We start from the raw sequence: 15,004 nt of genomic DNA, 5'->3' as shown, positions 1-15,004 counted from the left end.
CATGCACATCCCTCCCGCCGCAGAAGCTACGGAGTGATGCGTCGCCCCGCCGGAGAGCCCAGGAACCTGCTCGCGGCAGACGATCACCTGCTATCGATCACGGCCAAGAGCAGCGCAAGCACGCCAACTCCCGCTCACACCAGCTACTTGACCTGCGGATTCACGATGGAAATGGCTCAGTGCGTGGAAGTCCACTTCGCCACCGAGGGAGAGGGGCTTCCAGGTCTTGCCGGCGTCGGTGGACTCGATCAGACCGCGGTTGGCGTGGCCGCCGCTGCCTGCGGCCGGGTGGCCGCTGCCGAGGAAGGTCTTGGGGCCCTTCACGGTGAAGCCCATGTAGTCGGCCGTGTCGCTGACTCGCTTCGACGAGCCGTCATTCTCGACGGCGATGACGCCCTCGTGGGTGGCGACGTACAGCCGTCCGTCGGCCGGGTCGATGCCAAGTCCGTGGATATGGCTGACGGACGCTCCGGACGCCGGTGATTCTTCGGGGGCTGCGGTGTCGGAGTCTCCACCGCAGGCGGTCAGCGCGGCGGCGAGCAGGACCGCGGCGGTGGCCAGGGCGGGACGGAAACGGAACGTCATCGGGATGTGTCCTCGTACGGTGCGGAACGGATGCGGTCGCGGCACGGCGGGCGGCGCCGGTCGGCCCACGTAAGAGGGGGTGGGCCCCGCGTCATTCACAACCTACGAGCTTTCGGATACGGGCGGTGTCCGCACCCTGCGGCCCCGGGCCTGCCCCAGCCGCGACCGGGGCCAGCACCGGCCCCTGCCCAGCCGCACTCCCGGACGGAGCAGAATTCCACCCCTACGAGGGATCGGCACCCCACCCAACGCCCAATGCTCTTAGGAGATCGGCTAGCGTTCCGGAGCGTCAGCACTCTGCGGCACACCGTCGCAGGCAAGCGTGAACGGAAGGTGGCGTATGACCACACGACCCCTCGCCCGCGTCGGCGTTCTCGCCGGGGCCCTCCTGGCCGCCTCGGTTGGCTTTTCCGGCCTGGCGCAGGCGCACACTCCCGCGGCGCCCGCCGAACGCGGCATGGACATGACCTCGCAGATGCGAGCCATGGCGGCGGACATGCATGCCGAGGCAAGGCACTTGAAGATGCCCAGGGACGCGGCGTCGGTCCGCTCGGCCGTCGCGCGGCACGAATGCAAGGCCGCTTGCGCGGTGCACCGGGCGCTCGACCGGGGTAAGAAGTGCTGCGCGTGCTGCGGGCAGGGCGCATCGACCCAGACCGCCGGGCGCAAGGCGTGCTGCGCCGCATCGCACGGCACTCCGGCCCGGACCGCCAAGCACGGCAAGTGCTGCGCCGCGTCGCACGCCGTCCGTGCCGCATCGGCCCGGAATGGCAGCAGCACGGAGTGTTGCGGCAAGCACACCTGATCGAACCCTGGGGCCGGCGGGGCGGAGAGCTCTCGCCGGCCCCAAGGTCGTGGTGCGGGCCTGTGGGCCTGCGGGCGAAGGGTGGGGCGGTGCAGCGTGGTCACAGGGGGAGTTCGTAGCCGCCGACCCAGACCTGCATCTCGTAGATCATCAGGGTCCACAGGCCCGAGACCTGGGCGATGCCGACCGCGACGAGCAGGGCGCCGCCGATGCGCAGCACGGTGCGGGTGTGGCGGCGGGCGAAGGTGAAGGCCCGCAGGGACTTGCCGAGGGCGAGGGTGAAGAGCAGGAAGGGAATGCCGACGCCGACGGCGTAGAGGAAGGCGAGGAAGGCGCCGCGACCGGCGGAGCCGGTGGTGATGGACAGGGACAGGACCGCGGCGAGGGTGGGGCCGATACACGGCGTCCAGCCGATGCCGAACATCACGCCGAGCACCGGCGCGCTCGCCACCCCGGCCTTGGGCGTGTACTGGGGGCGCAGGGTGCGTGAGAGCAGCGGGATGCGCTGGAAGGCCCCCATGAACATCAGGCCGAGCAGGATCGTCAGCACGCCAAGGACACGGATGATGACGTCCTGGTGGGCCAGGAGCAGTGTGCTGACGGCGCCGAAGAGTGCCCCGTACGCGGTGAAGACGGCCGCGAAGCCGAGGACGAACAGCGCGGTCCCGAGCAGCGCGCGGTGCCGGGGCTTGCCCCCGGGGCTCGGGGAGTCGTGTTCGGCGTGGGCGTCGGCGGCGGTCATGCCGGTGGCGTAGGAGAGGTAGCCGGGCACCAGGGGCAGGCAGCAGGGTGAGGCGACGGTGATCGCTCCGGCGGCCAGGGCGATGGGGGCGGCGAGCAGCAGGGAGCCGGAGCCGACCACCTGGCCGACGTCGACGGACGCGAGCAGCACTGAGGGGCCTTTCAGTCGTGCGGGGGCCCTGGGCGGGCGGTGGGTCGACACGCACCCTATCTCCTATGTAACTTAGGTCCGCAGCTGCATAGGTTTTCGCGGGCTCCATGGCCTGTGACCTGCCGGAAAGGGCCTGCGGATGGGCGAGCTGTTGTTCGGGACGATGCTGCTGGCGTCGTTTCTCGGCGGAATGGTGGCGCTGTTGGCGCCGTGCTGTATCTCGGTGATGCTGCCGGCGTACTTCGCCACCGGCTTCCGCTCCCGTGGCCGGGTGGTGGCGGGCACACTGGCCTTCGGCGCCGGGGTGGCCACCATCATCGTCCCCATCGGACTGGGTGCCACCGCGCTCTCCGCCGTGTTCCAGCGCTACCACCTGTGGATCTATCTGACTGGTGGGCTGCTGATGCTGGCCGGCGGTCTTGCCGTGCTCGCGGGATGGAAGCCGAAGCTGCCGATGCCGTCCGGCGGCCCCCCGCGGCAGGGCGGTGGCTTCAAGGCCGCCTACGGGCTCGGGGCGTTCTCCGGCATCGCCAGCGCGTGCTGCGCGCCGGTGCTGGCCGGGGTCGTGGTGCTGTCCGGGGCCAGCGGCTCCTTCCTGGCGGCGCTGGGCGTTGCGCTGATCTACGTCCTGGGTATGGTCGCCCCGCTCGTGATCATCGCCCTGGCCTGGGAACGGGGCCACCGCGGCCCAGCAAGGCTGCTGGAGGGCCGCCAGGTGCCGCTGCGGCTCGGAGCCTGGCGGCGCCGCGTCCCGCTGGGTGACCTGCTCGCCGGCGGTCTGCTGGTGGCTATGGGCGTACTGACGGCGGCACTCGCCTTCACCGGATCGGACATGTCCGCCTCGGGTTGGCGGGTCCGGCTCTCCGCCGACCTGGACCACTACGCCTCTCGGATCACCGACGCCCTGTCCTGGGTGCCCGGCTGGGCGGTGGCGCTGGTCGCCGCAGTGGTATTGGCGCTGCTGATCCGCCGCGCACTGCGGCCCGCCACACGGGCCGGGGCCGAGCCTGACGGCACCGAAGAGCCGGCCCCGTTGCCCTCTGGCGCCGCCTGCTGCACCGGGACCGAAGCCGATCCCGGCTCACTCACCGCGGCTTCCGCCGCCGACACCGACCGCACCACCCCCATGGAGGCCCCCACCGATGGCCGCTGACACCCAGCACACACCCGAGCCCGGCACCAAGGCCGCCCGGCGAGAGAAGGCCAAGCAGCTGCGCGAGTCCGAAAAGCAGCGGGAGCAGCGCAACCGGCGGCTGCGCCGTATCGCCCTGGTCACCGCGGCAGTCGTCGCCGTCACCGGGGGGCTGTACCTGGTGTTCAACCAGTCCGAGCAGGCCGCACAGAACGTCAGCTACGACGTCGGCAAGCCCGGCATCGGCAAGACCGCCCCCGACTTCACCCTGGCCTCCAGCGCGGGCGGCAAGGAGAGCCTGGCAGGTCACCGCGGTGAGACCGTGCTGCTGTACTTCCACGAAGGCGGCGGCTGCCAGCCGTGCTGGGACCAGATCGTCGACCTGGACAAGACGTGGAAGAAGTTCGAGGGCCTCGGCGTCGACACCATGCTCTCCGTCACCACCGACCCGGCCGACCTGACCAAGCGCAAGGTCAAGGACGACGGCATCAAGTCCCCGGTGCTCTCCGATCCGGACCTGAAGGTCTCCAAGGAGTACACCACCAACCAGTACGGGATGATGGGCGGTTCGACGAACGGCCACAGCTTCATCCTGGTCGGCCCCGACGGCGAGATCCAGTGGCGCGCGGACTACGGCGGCGCCCCCGACTACACCATGTACGTCAAGGTCGACAAGCTCCTCGACGACCTCAAGGCGGGGCGCAAGGCATGACCAACTCGCTCGCCCCGCACCGGATCACGCTGCTCACCCAGGCCGACTGCGCCTTCTGCGAGCACGCCAAGACAGTCCTGGCCAAGGTCGGCGCCGACCATCCCCTGGACATCACCGAGATCGACCTGACCAGCGAGGAAGGCCGGCGCCTCGGCGCCGAGGCCGGAGTGCTCTTCGCCCCCGGCATCCTCCTGAACGGCGAGCCCTTCTCGTACGGCCGTCTCTCCGAGCGCCGCCTGCGCCGCGCTCTGAAGGATGCGGCAACCGCCAGCACCACCCCCGGAGACCCCGCCCCGAAGTGACCTCGTACCACTCGCATCACTCGCACCAAAGGAGACCGTGATGGACGCCTTCTACCTTCTGGCCGTGCTCGCCTGCCCCGTCGGCATGGGCCTGATGATGTGGTTCATGATGAAGGGCAACCGCCAGCAGGGCGCGGCCCCGCCCCCGCAGAACAAGACTACGGGCTACGCCGGCTTCGGCCAGGATTCCCGCCAGCGGGAACTCGACGCCCTGCGCGAGGAGGTCGCCGGCCTGCGCGCCAAGGTCGACGGCCGGCCGGAGGCACCAGCCCAGGAGCGCACGCCGTGATCGACAACGTCCTGCCGCCCCTGTTCGCAGCGGCGGCGATCACGCTGACGTACGTCTTCTGCGTCCGGCCCATGCGTCAGGGCCGTGGCTGCCACATGATGCCGCAGCAGTCCCAAAACGGGCAGGCGTCCTGCCACTCCACCACCGTCCCCGGGAAATCCGCGCAGTCCTCCGTGGCCGACAGCGCGGACGCCGAGATCCGGCGCCTGCGCGAAGAAGTCCAGCTGTTCCACCACGAGTTGGACCTTCGTGCCACCCGGGACTCCGCCGACGCGGTCCGGCTCCAGAAGGACGATCCACGCTGAGCATCTCCGACATACGCCCGCGACGACCCGGCACCGGCACCCGCCCGGCGGGGCCGTCGCGGCGCGCGGCGGTCACGGGACTGCTGGCCCTGGCCGTCGGGACCCTCACCGCCTGCGGCAGCACGCAGGAGACAGGTAACACTGGTAACACCGGATCGCTGGGAGCGGCGAAAGGCAGCTCCTCGCAGTACTTCAAGCCAGGCGACCGCACCGTGACCCCGGCCCTCAAGGGCACCACCCTGGACGAGGAGCAGGCTGACATCGCGCGTATGCGCGGCCAGGTCGTCGTGGTCAACATCTGGGGCTCGTGGTGCGCGCCGTGCCGTAAGGAGGCCCCTGAGCTGAGAAAGCTCGCCGAGAAGACCGAGCCGCTCGGGGTGCGGTTCCTCGGCATCGACATCCGCGACAACAAGTCGGCAGCGAAGGCGTTCGAGCGCACCTACGGCATCCCCTACCCCAGCATCTACGACCCCGACGGCCGTACCGTCACCGGTTTCCAGCAGTTGGCCCCCCGGGCCGTTCCCACCACGTACGTCCTGGACAAGCGGGGCCGCGTCGCCGCCATGTCCATCGGGCCCCTGACCTCGCGCGACTTCTACCCCATCCTCAAGGACATCGCCGCCGAGAACGCATAGCCTCCGGCCACCCGTTGGGGGCGGAATGTCCCGGGTGGAACAGCGGCCCGCCGCCTGCGATGCGGAGCCGAGCGGCGGGGACCGGCTGCGGCTCCCGGTGCGCCCCGCTCGGGCCGCGGCCGTGTGCGGTCAGCGCAGTCCCGTAGTCATCAGCAGCTCCGCCTGGCCCTGCTGGCGGATCTCCAGCGCCACCAGGGCCAGGCCCAGGAGGATCCAGCCCGCACGGCCCGGCCGTACGCGCAGCACCGGCCAGCGGCCCACGACCGCCCCGGCCACCAGGCGGGCCAGGAAGGCGAACGAGGCGAACGCGACCAGCAGACCGAGCGGGTTGTAGCGCCAGGCCGTCACCACGTCACCGCGGAAGACCGCCACGACCGAGCGGGTGAGTCCGCAGGTCGGGGCCATGATCCCGGCGTAGTGACCCGGCCCGTGGAGGTCCACGGGGAACATGCCCCACACCGCCATCGCCGCTCCGGCCAGGACCACCACGGTCCCGGCCGCGCCCCAGCGCCACCATCGGATGTTCCGTGTCTCCCACCCCAGATGGATCCGCGGGATCCACCGCGCACGAGCCGACACGGTGCAAGAAGCTCGGACTGCTGACATTGCTCTCCTCAACGGGGGCGGTGGCCGAGGTGACGGCGTGCCACGCGCCAGGCGTGTCCCCGCGATTCCGTGTCCGGCTCCTGGTTTCGGACCCTACCGCCGGGAAGAAGACCACGCGCGAGGCATCCGTGTGCGAGCCGTCCGCGTGCGGCGCTCGTGCTCGGCCGCCCGCGCCCCGCGCCCGTCATCGCCGGGAGTGGAGCGCGGCGAGATAGGCGTTGTACGCGGCCAGTTCGCTGTCCCCGTCCCGGTCGGCCCGGCGGTCGTCACGGCGGGCCTGGCGCTGCTCGGAGCGGTACCACTGGATCAGCAGCGCGATCAGCACGATCACGGAGGGGATCTCGCTGAACGCCCATGCGATGCCGCCGGCCGCGTTCTGGTCGCCCAGGGCCGAGACCCCCAGTGAGGCCGGGGGATCGGCGTAGGTCTTGACCATCGGCGCGGACGCCATCATCAACGCGATGCCGAAGAACGCGTGGAACGGCATGCCCGCGAACAGCTCCAGCATCCGCATCACATGGCCCGGCCGGTGCGGTCCCGGGTCCACTCCGATGATGGGCCAGAAGAAGACCAGGCCCACCGCGAGGAAGTGCGTGTTCATGGCGATGTGCCCGGCCTTGGAGGCCATGAGGGCGTCGACCAGCGGCGTGAAGTACAGCCCGTACAGGCTGGCGATGAACAGCGGAATCGTGAACGCCGGATGGGTGAGCACGCGCAGGTAGCGGCTGTGCAGCAGTGTCACCAGGAGCTCCCGCGGGCCGGTGCGTCCGCGGCTCGCGACCGGCAGCGCGCGCAGCGCCAGCGTCACCGGGCCGCCCAGCAGGAGCAGGATCGGCGCCAGCATGCTGAGCACCATGTGCTGCACCATGTGGACGCTGAACAGCACCATGCCGTACGTGTTCAGGCCGGTGGACGTCGCCAGCACCACGGTCAGCATGCCCAGCGCGAACGAGACGGCCCGCAGGGCCGGCCAGGTGTCCCCGCGGCGCCGGAGCCGGGCCACCGCCCAGCCGTACAGGGCCAGGGCCAGCAGGGATCCGGTCAGGAAGAACGGCTCTCCGGTGAACTCCAGCCCGCGCCCAAGTGTGAACGGTGGCAGCTCCGTCGCCGCGCCGTGTCCGCCGTGATCCATCGTGAACTCCTCAATCCGGGCTGGTGGTTGCCCGGCGTGCCGGAAGGCCCGCTACCCGTGGGTTCAGGCTTCCAGCAGCCGCTGGCCGACGTACTCGCCCTTCGCTGCCCCGCCGGGGACGGCGAACAGGGCGCTGGCCTCGTGGCGGATGAACCGCGAGAGCGCGTCGCCGCGGTCCAGCTTGCGCTGGACCGGCACGAATCTCTTGAGCGGGTCGGCCTGCCAGGCGATGAACAGCAGCCCGGCGTCCGGCAGGCCGTTGGTGCCGATGCCGTCGTGGTAGGAGAACGAGCGGCGGAGCATCGCCGCGCCGCCGTTGGTCTCCGGCGCCGAGGTCCGTACGTGGGCGTCGGCCGGGATCACGCCCTTCCCCGAGGCGTCCGTCTTGTCCAGGTCCACCGGAGTCGTCTCGGTGCCCCCGGTGAGCGGGGCGCCGTCGGACTCGCGTCGCCCGATCACCCGTTCCTGCTCGGCCAGTGGGAGTTTCTCCCAGTCGTCGAGGAGCATGCGGATACGGCGTACGACGGCGTACGAACCGTGCGCCATCCATGCCGGATCTCCGTCGGCGGGGACGAAGATCCGCCGGTCGAAGTCCTCGTCGGTCGGCTTGGGGTTGTTGGTGCCGTCGACCTGGCCCATCAGATTGCGGGACGTCATCGGGCGGGTGGTCGCGCCGGGGGTGCGGTGGAAGCCGTTCATCTGCCAGCGCACCCGTGCCGCGTCCCCGGCCGCCTTCTGTATGGCACGCAGTGCGTGGAAGGCCACCAGGCCGTCGTCCGCGCCGATCCGCACCCACAGATCCCCGTTGCTGCGCGTGGGATCGAGCGCGTCGGAGGTGAAGTCCGGCAGCGGAGCGAGCGCTTCGGGGCGCTGCTCGGCCAGGCCGGTCCGGTCGAAGATGGTGCGGCCGAAGCCGAAGGTGACGGTCAGCGAGGACGGGCCGGCGTCCAGCGCTATGCCGGTGTCGCTGCCCGTCGGCTCACCGGCCGTCAGCTCCTCGGCCGTCGCGGACCAGCGGCGCAGCAGCGCGGCGGCCGTCTTGCGGCCCGCGTCCGGGGCGAGGTCGAAGGCGACGAGGTGAGCGCGGGCCTGCAGTGGGGTGGTGATGCCCGCCTGGTGCCTGCCGTGGAAGGCACGGCGGTCGAGCCGACCGTGGCCAGGGCCGTCGGGGCGTCGTCCTGGGCGGCCTGGGCCCCGATGACTCCGCCGCCCGCACCGGCCACCAGGCCGCCGGCGCCCGCGGCGCCGACCGTGCCCAGGAGCCGGCGCCGCGAGATGTCAGTGCTCATGGCTGTGGTCCTGCTGCGGGTTGAAGGTGGGCGCCTCGACGGGGACGTCCAGCGTGACCGGGGCGGTCTTTGCGAAGTGCAGCTTCAGGGACACGCGGTCCCCTTCGGCCGGTTTGTGGCCGAGGCGCTTGAGCATCAGGTGGTTGCCGCCGCGCCGCAGTTCCAGTCGGCCGTTCGCCGGGACGGTGAACCTCTCCACCTGGCGCATCCCGTCACCGGAGGACGCGTGCATGGTGATGTCGTCGGTCAGGTCGCTGGTGACCGAGACCAGTTCGTCGGCGGTGTCCCCGCTGTTGGTCACGACCAGATAGCCGCCCGCCATGTCCGTCGTCACCGGCTGGGGCATGTACGCGGCGGAGAACTTCAGTGCGGGCCCGCTCGGGGCCGACGAGCAGCCCGCGAGTGCGAGTCCGGCCGTCAGCAGCAGGGCCGTGGCCAGGGCGGAACGGCTGCGCCGCCGGGTCACGGCAGCTGCCCCTTGAGCAGCTTCGGCAGGTCCTTGGAGTAGTCCTTCGCGGTGGCGCGCTCGCCGCTGTAGATGACATGGGCCTTGCCGTCCTTGGGGGAGAAGGCCAGGACCGTCTTGCCGTGGGTGGCGGTGACGTTGCCTTTCTTGTCCTTCTCCGGCGGTGCCATGCCCACACCCACGCTCCGGGCGGCGGCCTCGACCGTCTTGTAGTCGCCGCTGAGTCCGATGAAGTCCTCGTGCCCGGCGCTGCGCAGCCACTTGCCGAGCTCCTTGGGGGTGTCGCGCTCGGGGTCGGTGGTCACGAAGACGATCCGCAGCTTGTCCCGGTCGGCCTTCGGCAGATCCCGGTAGGTGACACCCAGGTTGCTCACGGTCAGAGGGCAGGCGTCCGGGCAGTGGGTGTAACCGAAGTAGAGCAGGGTCAGCTTGCCCTCGGTCTCCTTGCGCAGGTCGAACTTCTCGCCGTGGGTGTCGGTCAGGACCAGCTCCGGCTTGGCGAACGGCTGGTCGAGGACGATCGCGGCCTTTTCGGGGCCTTCGGTGGCGTTGCCGGAGATCACGGGCTTGTCCTCGTCCCCCGTCTTGGCCCCGGAGTCGCTGCCGCAGGCGGAGAGAGTGAGTGCGGCGCCTGCGCTGAGCGCGGCGGCGAGCACGGTGCGTCGACGCATGATGAACAACCCTCAGGGGGTGGAGAAGGCGGTGATGCGGAGGCTGCACCAGCGCAAAAACTAAGCAGTTTAGGTATTCGCTGGGAGTCTATGACAGGCCGGTCCGGGCACCGCGGACACCCCCTGCCCCACGGGGCCACCCCTTGCCGTCTGCTCCCTCCCGGGGCCGTCCAGCGTCCACGGGGGCGGTGTACTGGCCGGGCTGCCGCCCCCGCGGGGCTCACTTCGAGGAGTTTGCGCCACGCTTAGCGAGCATGTCGGCCATCAGCTTCATCTCGGACTGCTGCCCGCGCACCATGCCCTTCGCCAGGCGTACGGTCAGCGGGTCCTCGGCCAGGTCGGCGGCGCCCTGGGCCATGTCCACGCCGCCGCGGTGGTGGGCGGTCATTAGCTCCAGGTAGAGCACTTCCGCGTCCTTGCCCTCGGCCTCGCGCAGCCGGTCCATGTCGCTGTTGGTGGCCATGCCGGGCATGAGAGACCCGTCGCGCGGCTCGTAGTCCATGTCGTGGTCCATCCATGCCATGGGCGGCCGCTGCGAGGACTTCGGCAGCCCCCACGTCTCCAACTGCCCGAGCAGCATGCCGCGTTGGTTGGCCTGGGTGTTGATGATGTCGTACGCGAGGCGCCGCACTTCATCGTCGTCGGTGCGCTCGCGCACGATGAAGGACAGCTCCACCGCCTGCTGGTGGTGGACGGCCATGTCCCGGGCGAACCCGGCCTCGGCCGAGCCCGCGCCCGGGGACGTGGCGTCGGCCCGCGAGGTCGTCATGGCGATCAGGGCGATGACGGCCAGGCACAGCGCGAGGGCGGCTGCGGCGTACGGCAGCCACCGGGCGGGATTGCGGGGGGCATCGGCCGTTCCGGTCAGGTCAGCCGTGTCGCTCATGCCATGCTCCCGCCGCTGCAGGAGGCGCCCGGCTCAGGGGTCTGGGCGCCCTGGACGTACTTGTCGAGGAACCGGTCCACGCGCGGGTCGGACGCCTTGTCGATCTTGAGCTGGTGGCCCCAGGCGCTCAGGGCGATGGGCGAGGACTGGTCTTTGTAGGGGCTGATGAACGAGTACGGCGTCTTCTTCACCTTCTCGGTGAGCGCCGTGACGTCACCCTTGGCGGCCGTGTCGTTGTAGGTGATCCAGACGGCGCCGTGTTCCAGGGAGTGCACGGCGTTCTCCTCCGGCACTTCCTTCGTGTAGACCTCGGCGTCGCAGTTGAGCCAGACCGGGTGGTGGTCGCCGCCGGCGGCCGGGCTCATCGGATAGTCGACGGCCTGCTCGACGTGGTTCTGGCTGAGCTTGTCCCAGGTCTTCTCGCCCTCGACCGGGGCGGCCTTGGCCTGCTCCTTTTCATTGGCGGCGTCGACGAGGTACCAGCCACCGCCGACGATTCCGGCGAGGATCACCGCGGACGCGGTGATCGCGATGATCCGGTTGCGCTTCTCTCGGGCCTGCTCGGCGCGGCGCATCTCCGCGATGCGCGCCTTGCGGTCCGCCGTCTTGGCTTTCGCGTTGGAACCCATGGCATGTCCTTCTCCCCGCCGCTTCCGGTCAGGCGGCGGTGCTGTCGCTCGTGCGGTGTGGTGAGGGGCACGGAGGCGGTGGCCGCGTACGGGCGGCTCCGCCGAGGCGCTCTACACCCGCAGGCGCTGGAGGAGATGGAGGTCCGAAGGGTGGGGATCCGCGACAGCGGAACCCGCCGGCGAAGGCGGACACGCCCGCGGGGAGACGACGTCCGGCGGCCCGGGACCATGCACCGCGAACGCCGCCTGGCGAGGCGAGGCGTCACGGACAGCGTCACCGACGGTCGACCGGCCGCAGGAGGAGTGACCGTCCTCGACGCACTGCTCGCACTCCATCGCCTCGGCCGCCGAGGAAGCGACGACGACAGCGGCATCCGACCGCACCGAAAGGGTCATGTGGTGCGCGGCCGAGGCCGGGGCGGGCGACCGCGGCGCGGCGGTGGCCGCCGTACAGGCCAGGACGGTGGCGGCCACGACCGTCAGGACGATGGTCACAAGCCGGGCGGCGGCACCCGGCGTCGAACCGCGGCGCACGGCGGTCAGCGCCACCGGGTGAGCCCGAAGAGCATCAGCAGGATGCCGCCGACCTGCCCGTAGATACGGTGCGGATCGAAGGGCAGCACGACGAAGCCCAACATGTTGCCGAGCAGGCTCGAAGCGAACAGTACGAGACCCAGACACAGCGCCGTCCACATGACGATCCGGTCCCGGCGATGGGCCGCCTGCGGATTCTTGGCCGTGGCGGTCTTGGGCATGCACGTCACCCCATTACCTAAGCTCCATAGGTGATGAGGTGAACTTATCAGATATCCGAGCCCGACCGTCTTGGGCTATTCACATGTCCGAGCCCGGCCCACATGGGCATTACGCGGAAGGCCGCGCCTCGGCGACGGGGGCATCCGGCAGCGGGCACGTGGCCGTGCTGGTCGCGGCCACCGCGGGCTGGGCGGCCAGGGCCAGGGGCAGCGCCAGCACCGCACCCGCCACCAGCGTCCCGGTCCAGACGACCGCGCGGCGCAACGGCCGGGGCGGATCCAGCAGCCGCCGCACGCGTCCGGCCACCTGGCCTCCGGAAGCCGCCAGCGAAGCCACCGGCACACCCGCCCCGGCCAGCTCGACCAGCGCCCCGGCCAGGGTGAGCGCATCGGTACGGGCGGTCGCCTCGTCGTCGGCGGCCATCTCCACCAGCCGCCGCGTCTCCACCGCCGCCACCCGGAACAGCGCCACCTTCGGGAAGGCCCGCTCCAGCGCCTCGGCGTAGGCCAGGGCCAGGTGGTGGCGCTGGCGGATGTGCGCCCGCTCGTGGGCGATCACCGCGTCCAGCGCGCGCGGCTCAAGGGCGGCCAGCGCCGCCGAGGTCAGCACGATCCGGTGTCCGGTGCCGGGCAGGCAGTACACGGCGGGGCGATCGTCGTCCAGGACCGTCACCCCCAGATCGGGGCGCTCACATCCCACCATCGCCAGTACCTCGGCGTGCCGACGCCGCTCCCGCCGCGCCCGCCACAGGGCGGCCCCAAGGCACCAGCCGACACGGCCGAGCAGGACCAGCGCAAGGACCGTGCCGGTCGCCGCCGCCACCGCACCGCCCGGCGTCATGTACTGCGCGCGCAGCGCCATCACACACGCGTGCAGCATCTCGGCCAGGTTCCCGCTCACCGGCACGGTGGGCACGGCCAGGACGAGCCCGCCCAGCGCGACCGAGACCACGACCGTGGCCGTGATCGCCTGCCAGGCCCAGATAGCCAGCCTTGGCGCCCGCGCCGCCCAGCCCGTACGCGTCAGGAGCAGCGGGGCCAGGGTGCCGACCAGGGCCGCGTAGCCGAACAGCAGGATCGCGGCCTTCATGCGCGGCGCCCCTCACGGCGCGCGGCGAGCGCCGCCCGCAGCTCGTTGACCTCGGCATCGTCCAGCTCGTCGAAGAGCCGCACCAGCGTCGCGGTGCGGTCGGCGCCGGTCGCCCACACCTGGTCGATCAGCGTGGCCGCGTACTCCTCACGATCCTTCGTGGCCCGGTAGCGGAAGGCCCGGCCGTCCTTCGCCCGGGACAGCCAGCCCTTGCGGTGCAGGATCTCCATCACCGTCTGCACCGTGTTGTACGCCAGCGGCTGCGGCCGGTTCCGGTTGAGCCGCTCCAGGACCTCGCGCACCGGCAGCGGCTCCTCCGCGGCCCACACGACGTCCATGATCGCCTGCTCCAGCTCGCCGAAGCCTCGCATTCCAGCCGCCTCCCTGAACGAAAACCTAAGCGCCATAGTACGGGCCTGCCGGTGTCGGCTGTCCAGATCCGCAGCTGTGGCCGTGTTCACCGAACCTCCGCCAGACACACGTAGCCCTGCCCGGCCGCGGGGCGCAGGGCGAGCCGGTGGTGGAAGAGGTCGTCGAGGAACGCCGGCACCTGGTGGTAGCAGAACACCGAGGCCGTCACACCGGCGATCTGCGGGGTGTCCAGGAACAGGGGGAGCTCGGCCAGGAAGTACCGCACGGCACACCGCAGTTGCGCAGGTGTGGGAACCGTCCCGGGAGACAGGCGCCGCTCCAGCGTCCAGGCCGAAGCCCCCAGGCACGCCTGGGCGAAGACCTCGTCCTGCTGGTAGCGGCTCCCCACCTGTTCAAGGAGTCGTGCGTATGCGTTGCTCGACGCGAGGGTCTGCCCGTCGAGGACGTGGGCCCCGGGCTCGCTGATACCGGCCGCGGACAAGGCCCGGACGATCTTGTTCCGGACGTACTGTCCCTGGCGCCGCGCTTTCCACGCGGCGCGCTCCGGCGGATAGCCCAGGGCCTCCAGGGTGTGTACGGCGGCGGTGTCCGGGACGAAGAAGTGCACGCGGTCGAAGGAATCGAGTGCCCAGCGCGCCAGGGCGTTGACGCGCTCGACGGAGAAGTAGCTGTTGAACGGGCTGACGCCCACGCACGCGTGCGTGCGGGCGGTCAGGGCCGACTGGCATCCGGGGGTGAGTGGTGTCGCGCGGAACGGTCCGGTGGATGGGTCGGGGCGCATGGTCAGGGACGAGTGGTGGGGCACGGCGGACTCCTCGCGTGGCGCGTGGGCGTGGGGGAACGTGGGTGCGAAGGAGCGGACTGCCAGGAACAGTTCGAGGGGACGTGGTGCTCGCGGACCGGTGCATCAGAGGCGACAGGCGGATGGGCCCAGCCCGCCCGCACGGGTCACCCGTTGTCCCCGGCCACCGACTGTGCCGACAGGTCCCGGCGGACGCTCCTGTGCACCTCTAGGTCCGGATCACGCACAGAGAGAAGGGGCCCGCCGGACACGGTGGCGCGTGAAACCTGGGGGCAGGCGCGAGGCGAGCGGCCGCCTGGACCGGCTGGTCGGCCGCCGTCGGATGATCCGACGCTGCCGCATCGGCGTACGCATTGCTCTCGACGCGCCCCTCGGGGCACCGCTCGTCCTGCCTCGCGCACGGGTGGCCCGCGTCCCCGGTGCCGTCTTCCAGCGTCCCGGCGGTGGGACCGGACTGTGCCGCGTGTCCCATCGGCTCCGCCATGGTGGAGCCGCCTCCGGCCCAGGCGCCGAAGACGCAGCCCAGCAGCAGCATCGCCAGCACCGCCCCGCGGATACGGGAGCGCGCAGCGTTGCCGCAGGGCATGTCCATACCCATGACCGTAGGCAGCGGCCGCCGGTTCCGCGCAGCCAACGCCGTTGCTCTCAC

21 protein-coding genes and 1 pseudogene are annotated in these 15,004 nt (G+C 71.1%); 7 read left to right on the top strand and 15 right to left on the bottom strand.

Annotated elements, in window-relative coordinates; genetic code table 11:
• Positions 1 to 90 precede the first annotated feature (90 nt).
• Complete coding sequence (locus K9S39_RS03615; protein ID WP_248861886.1) at positions 91 to 585, bottom strand: beta propeller repeat protein; 495 nt, start codon at positions 583 to 585, stop codon at positions 91 to 93.
• 340 nt (positions 586 to 925) lie between these two features.
• Here K9S39_RS03615 and K9S39_RS03610 point away from each other — a divergent pair, with 340 nt between their 5' ends.
• Positions 926 to 1,390, top strand: a complete 465-nt coding sequence (locus K9S39_RS03610) for a hypothetical protein (protein ID WP_248861885.1) — start codon at positions 926 to 928, stop codon at positions 1,388 to 1,390.
• A gap of 100 nt (positions 1,391 to 1,490) precedes the next feature.
• Here the strand turns inward: K9S39_RS03610 and K9S39_RS03605 are convergent, their stop codons facing one another.
• Complete coding sequence (locus tag K9S39_RS03605; protein ID WP_248861884.1) at positions 1,491 to 2,333, bottom strand: cytochrome c biogenesis CcdA family protein; 843 nt, start codon at positions 2,331 to 2,333, stop codon at positions 1,491 to 1,493.
• An 88-nt stretch (positions 2,334 to 2,421) separates the two neighbouring features.
• On the opposite strand from K9S39_RS03605, the gene K9S39_RS03600 reads away from it, so the two are divergent.
• From K9S39_RS03600 to K9S39_RS03575, 6 genes are all read left to right on the top strand, one after another.
• Positions 2,422 to 3,435, top strand: coding sequence for a cytochrome c biogenesis CcdA family protein (locus K9S39_RS03600; protein ID WP_248861883.1), 1,014 nt, complete (start codon positions 2,422 to 2,424; stop codon positions 3,433 to 3,435).
• A complete protein-coding gene (locus tag K9S39_RS03595) occupies positions 3,425 to 4,126 on the top strand; it encodes a peroxiredoxin family protein (protein ID WP_248861882.1) in 702 nt (233 codons plus the stop codon). The genes K9S39_RS03600 and K9S39_RS03595 overlap by 11 nt, the downstream gene beginning before the upstream one ends.
• On the top strand, positions 4,123 to 4,428 hold the full coding sequence (locus K9S39_RS03590) for a glutaredoxin family protein (protein ID WP_248861881.1): 306 nt from the start codon (positions 4,123 to 4,125) through the stop codon (positions 4,426 to 4,428). The genes K9S39_RS03595 and K9S39_RS03590 overlap by 4 nt, the downstream gene beginning before the upstream one ends.
• 40 nt (positions 4,429 to 4,468) lie before the next feature.
• Positions 4,469 to 4,717 carry a hypothetical protein gene (locus K9S39_RS03585; protein ID WP_248861880.1) on the top strand — a complete coding sequence of 83 codons (249 nt, stop codon included), beginning with the start codon at positions 4,469 to 4,471 and terminating at the stop codon, positions 4,715 to 4,717.
• Positions 4,714 to 5,022, top strand: coding sequence for a hypothetical protein (locus K9S39_RS03580; RefSeq protein ID WP_248861879.1), 309 nt, complete (start codon positions 4,714 to 4,716; stop codon positions 5,020 to 5,022). Before K9S39_RS03585 ends, K9S39_RS03580 begins: the two co-directional genes overlap by 4 nt.
• A 212-nt stretch (positions 5,023 to 5,234) precedes the next feature.
• Complete coding sequence (locus K9S39_RS03575) at positions 5,235 to 5,657, top strand: TlpA family protein disulfide reductase (protein WP_248861878.1); 423 nt, start codon at positions 5,235 to 5,237, stop codon at positions 5,655 to 5,657.
• Positions 5,658 to 5,786: 129 nt separating this feature from the next.
• On the opposite strand, the gene K9S39_RS03570 is transcribed toward K9S39_RS03575, so the two are convergent.
• The 13 genes and pseudogenes from K9S39_RS03570 to K9S39_RS03510 all read right to left on the bottom strand — a co-directional run bounded on the left by K9S39_RS03570 (position 5,787) and on the right by K9S39_RS03510 (position 14,947).
• Positions 5,787 to 6,236, bottom strand: a complete 450-nt coding sequence (locus K9S39_RS03570) for a DUF2752 domain-containing protein (protein WP_248861877.1) — start codon at positions 6,234 to 6,236, stop codon at positions 5,787 to 5,789.
• A 211-nt stretch (positions 6,237 to 6,447) separates the two neighbouring features.
• A complete protein-coding gene (locus K9S39_RS03565; protein WP_248861876.1) occupies positions 6,448 to 7,395 on the bottom strand; it encodes a cytochrome c oxidase assembly protein in 948 nt (315 codons plus the stop codon).
• 63 nt (positions 7,396 to 7,458) lie between these two features.
• Positions 7,459 to 8,684 (bottom strand): annotated as a pseudogene (efeB, locus tag K9S39_RS03560) (iron uptake transporter deferrochelatase/peroxidase subunit).
• Entirely contained in the window at positions 8,674 to 9,150 is a 477-nt protein-coding gene (locus K9S39_RS03555; RefSeq protein ID WP_248861875.1) for a copper chaperone PCu(A)C, read from the bottom strand. The pseudogene efeB and the gene K9S39_RS03555 overlap by 11 nt, the downstream one beginning before the upstream one ends.
• Positions 9,147 to 9,821 carry an SCO family protein gene (locus K9S39_RS03550; RefSeq protein ID WP_248861874.1) on the bottom strand — a complete coding sequence of 225 codons (675 nt, stop codon included), beginning with the start codon at positions 9,819 to 9,821 and terminating at the stop codon, positions 9,147 to 9,149. The genes K9S39_RS03555 and K9S39_RS03550 overlap by 4 nt, the downstream gene beginning before the upstream one ends.
• 220 nt (positions 9,822 to 10,041) lie before the next feature.
• Positions 10,042 to 10,707 carry a DUF305 domain-containing protein gene (locus tag K9S39_RS03545; protein ID WP_248861873.1) on the bottom strand — a complete coding sequence of 222 codons (666 nt, stop codon included), beginning with the start codon at positions 10,705 to 10,707 and terminating at the stop codon, positions 10,042 to 10,044.
• On the bottom strand, positions 10,704 to 11,336 hold the full coding sequence (locus K9S39_RS03540) for a DUF3105 domain-containing protein (protein WP_248861872.1): 633 nt from the start codon (positions 11,334 to 11,336) through the stop codon (positions 10,704 to 10,706). The genes K9S39_RS03545 and K9S39_RS03540 overlap by 4 nt, the downstream gene beginning before the upstream one ends.
• A gap of 111 nt (positions 11,337 to 11,447) precedes the next feature.
• Positions 11,448 to 11,885, bottom strand: a complete 438-nt coding sequence (locus K9S39_RS03535) for a hypothetical protein (RefSeq protein ID WP_248861871.1) — start codon at positions 11,883 to 11,885, stop codon at positions 11,448 to 11,450.
• On the bottom strand, positions 11,876 to 12,091 hold the full coding sequence (locus K9S39_RS03530) for a hypothetical protein (protein ID WP_248861870.1): 216 nt from the start codon (positions 12,089 to 12,091) through the stop codon (positions 11,876 to 11,878). Before K9S39_RS03530 ends, K9S39_RS03535 begins: the two co-directional genes overlap by 10 nt.
• A gap of 109 nt (positions 12,092 to 12,200) precedes the next feature.
• Positions 12,201 to 13,181, bottom strand: coding sequence for a M56 family metallopeptidase (locus K9S39_RS03525; protein ID WP_248861869.1), 981 nt, complete (start codon positions 13,179 to 13,181; stop codon positions 12,201 to 12,203).
• Complete coding sequence (locus K9S39_RS03520; protein WP_248861868.1) at positions 13,178 to 13,552, bottom strand: BlaI/MecI/CopY family transcriptional regulator; 375 nt, start codon at positions 13,550 to 13,552, stop codon at positions 13,178 to 13,180. The genes K9S39_RS03525 and K9S39_RS03520 overlap by 4 nt, the downstream gene beginning before the upstream one ends.
• A gap of 86 nt (positions 13,553 to 13,638) precedes the next feature.
• A complete protein-coding gene (locus K9S39_RS03515) occupies positions 13,639 to 14,358 on the bottom strand; it encodes a tRNA-dependent cyclodipeptide synthase (protein ID WP_248861867.1) in 720 nt (239 codons plus the stop codon).
• A 205-nt stretch (positions 14,359 to 14,563) separates the two neighbouring features.
• Entirely contained in the window at positions 14,564 to 14,947 is a 384-nt protein-coding gene (locus K9S39_RS03510; RefSeq protein WP_248861866.1) for a hypothetical protein, read from the bottom strand.
• Positions 14,948 to 15,004 lie beyond the last annotated feature (57 nt).

Origin of the sequence: Streptomyces halobius, assembly GCF_023277745.1 — a bacterium.
Taxonomy (GTDB): Bacteria; Actinomycetota; Actinomycetes; order Streptomycetales; family Streptomycetaceae; genus Streptomyces; species Streptomyces halobius.
This window is presented reverse-complemented; position numbering and strand designations above follow the sequence as displayed.

What these genes read in the sequence shown, in the direction of transcription:
- K9S39_RS03520 (WP_248861868.1), bottom strand. Translation starts at nt 13,552, where the DNA reads ATGCGAGGCTTCGGCGAGCTGGAGCAGGCGATCATGGACGTCGTGTGG.
- K9S39_RS03565 (WP_248861876.1), bottom strand. Translation starts at nt 7,395, where the DNA reads ATGGATCACGGCGGACACGGCGCGGCGACGGAGCTGCCACCGTTCACA.
- K9S39_RS03550 (WP_248861874.1), bottom strand. Translation starts at nt 9,821, where the DNA reads ATGCGTCGACGCACCGTGCTCGCCGCCGCGCTCAGCGCAGGCGCCGCA.
- K9S39_RS03590 (WP_248861881.1), top strand. Translation starts at nt 4,123, where the DNA reads ATGACCAACTCGCTCGCCCCGCACCGGATCACGCTGCTCACCCAGGCC.
- K9S39_RS03545 (WP_248861873.1), bottom strand. Translation starts at nt 10,707, where the DNA reads ATGAGCGACACGGCTGACCTGACCGGAACGGCCGATGCCCCCCGCAAT.
- K9S39_RS03595 (WP_248861882.1), top strand. Translation starts at nt 3,425, where the DNA reads ATGGCCGCTGACACCCAGCACACACCCGAGCCCGGCACCAAGGCCGCC.
- K9S39_RS03540 (WP_248861872.1), bottom strand. Translation starts at nt 11,336, where the DNA reads ATGGGTTCCAACGCGAAAGCCAAGACGGCGGACCGCAAGGCGCGCATC.
- K9S39_RS03510 (WP_248861866.1), bottom strand. Translation starts at nt 14,947, where the DNA reads ATGGACATGCCCTGCGGCAACGCTGCGCGCTCCCGTATCCGCGGGGCG.
- K9S39_RS03600 (WP_248861883.1), top strand. Translation starts at nt 2,422, where the DNA reads ATGGGCGAGCTGTTGTTCGGGACGATGCTGCTGGCGTCGTTTCTCGGC.
- K9S39_RS03525 (WP_248861869.1), bottom strand. Translation starts at nt 13,181, where the DNA reads ATGAAGGCCGCGATCCTGCTGTTCGGCTACGCGGCCCTGGTCGGCACC.
- K9S39_RS03530 (WP_248861870.1), bottom strand. Translation starts at nt 12,091, where the DNA reads ATGCCCAAGACCGCCACGGCCAAGAATCCGCAGGCGGCCCATCGCCGG.
- K9S39_RS03615 (WP_248861886.1), bottom strand. Translation starts at nt 585, where the DNA reads ATGACGTTCCGTTTCCGTCCCGCCCTGGCCACCGCCGCGGTCCTGCTC.
- K9S39_RS03610 (WP_248861885.1), top strand. Translation starts at nt 926, where the DNA reads ATGACCACACGACCCCTCGCCCGCGTCGGCGTTCTCGCCGGGGCCCTC.
- K9S39_RS03585 (WP_248861880.1), top strand. Translation starts at nt 4,469, where the DNA reads ATGGACGCCTTCTACCTTCTGGCCGTGCTCGCCTGCCCCGTCGGCATG.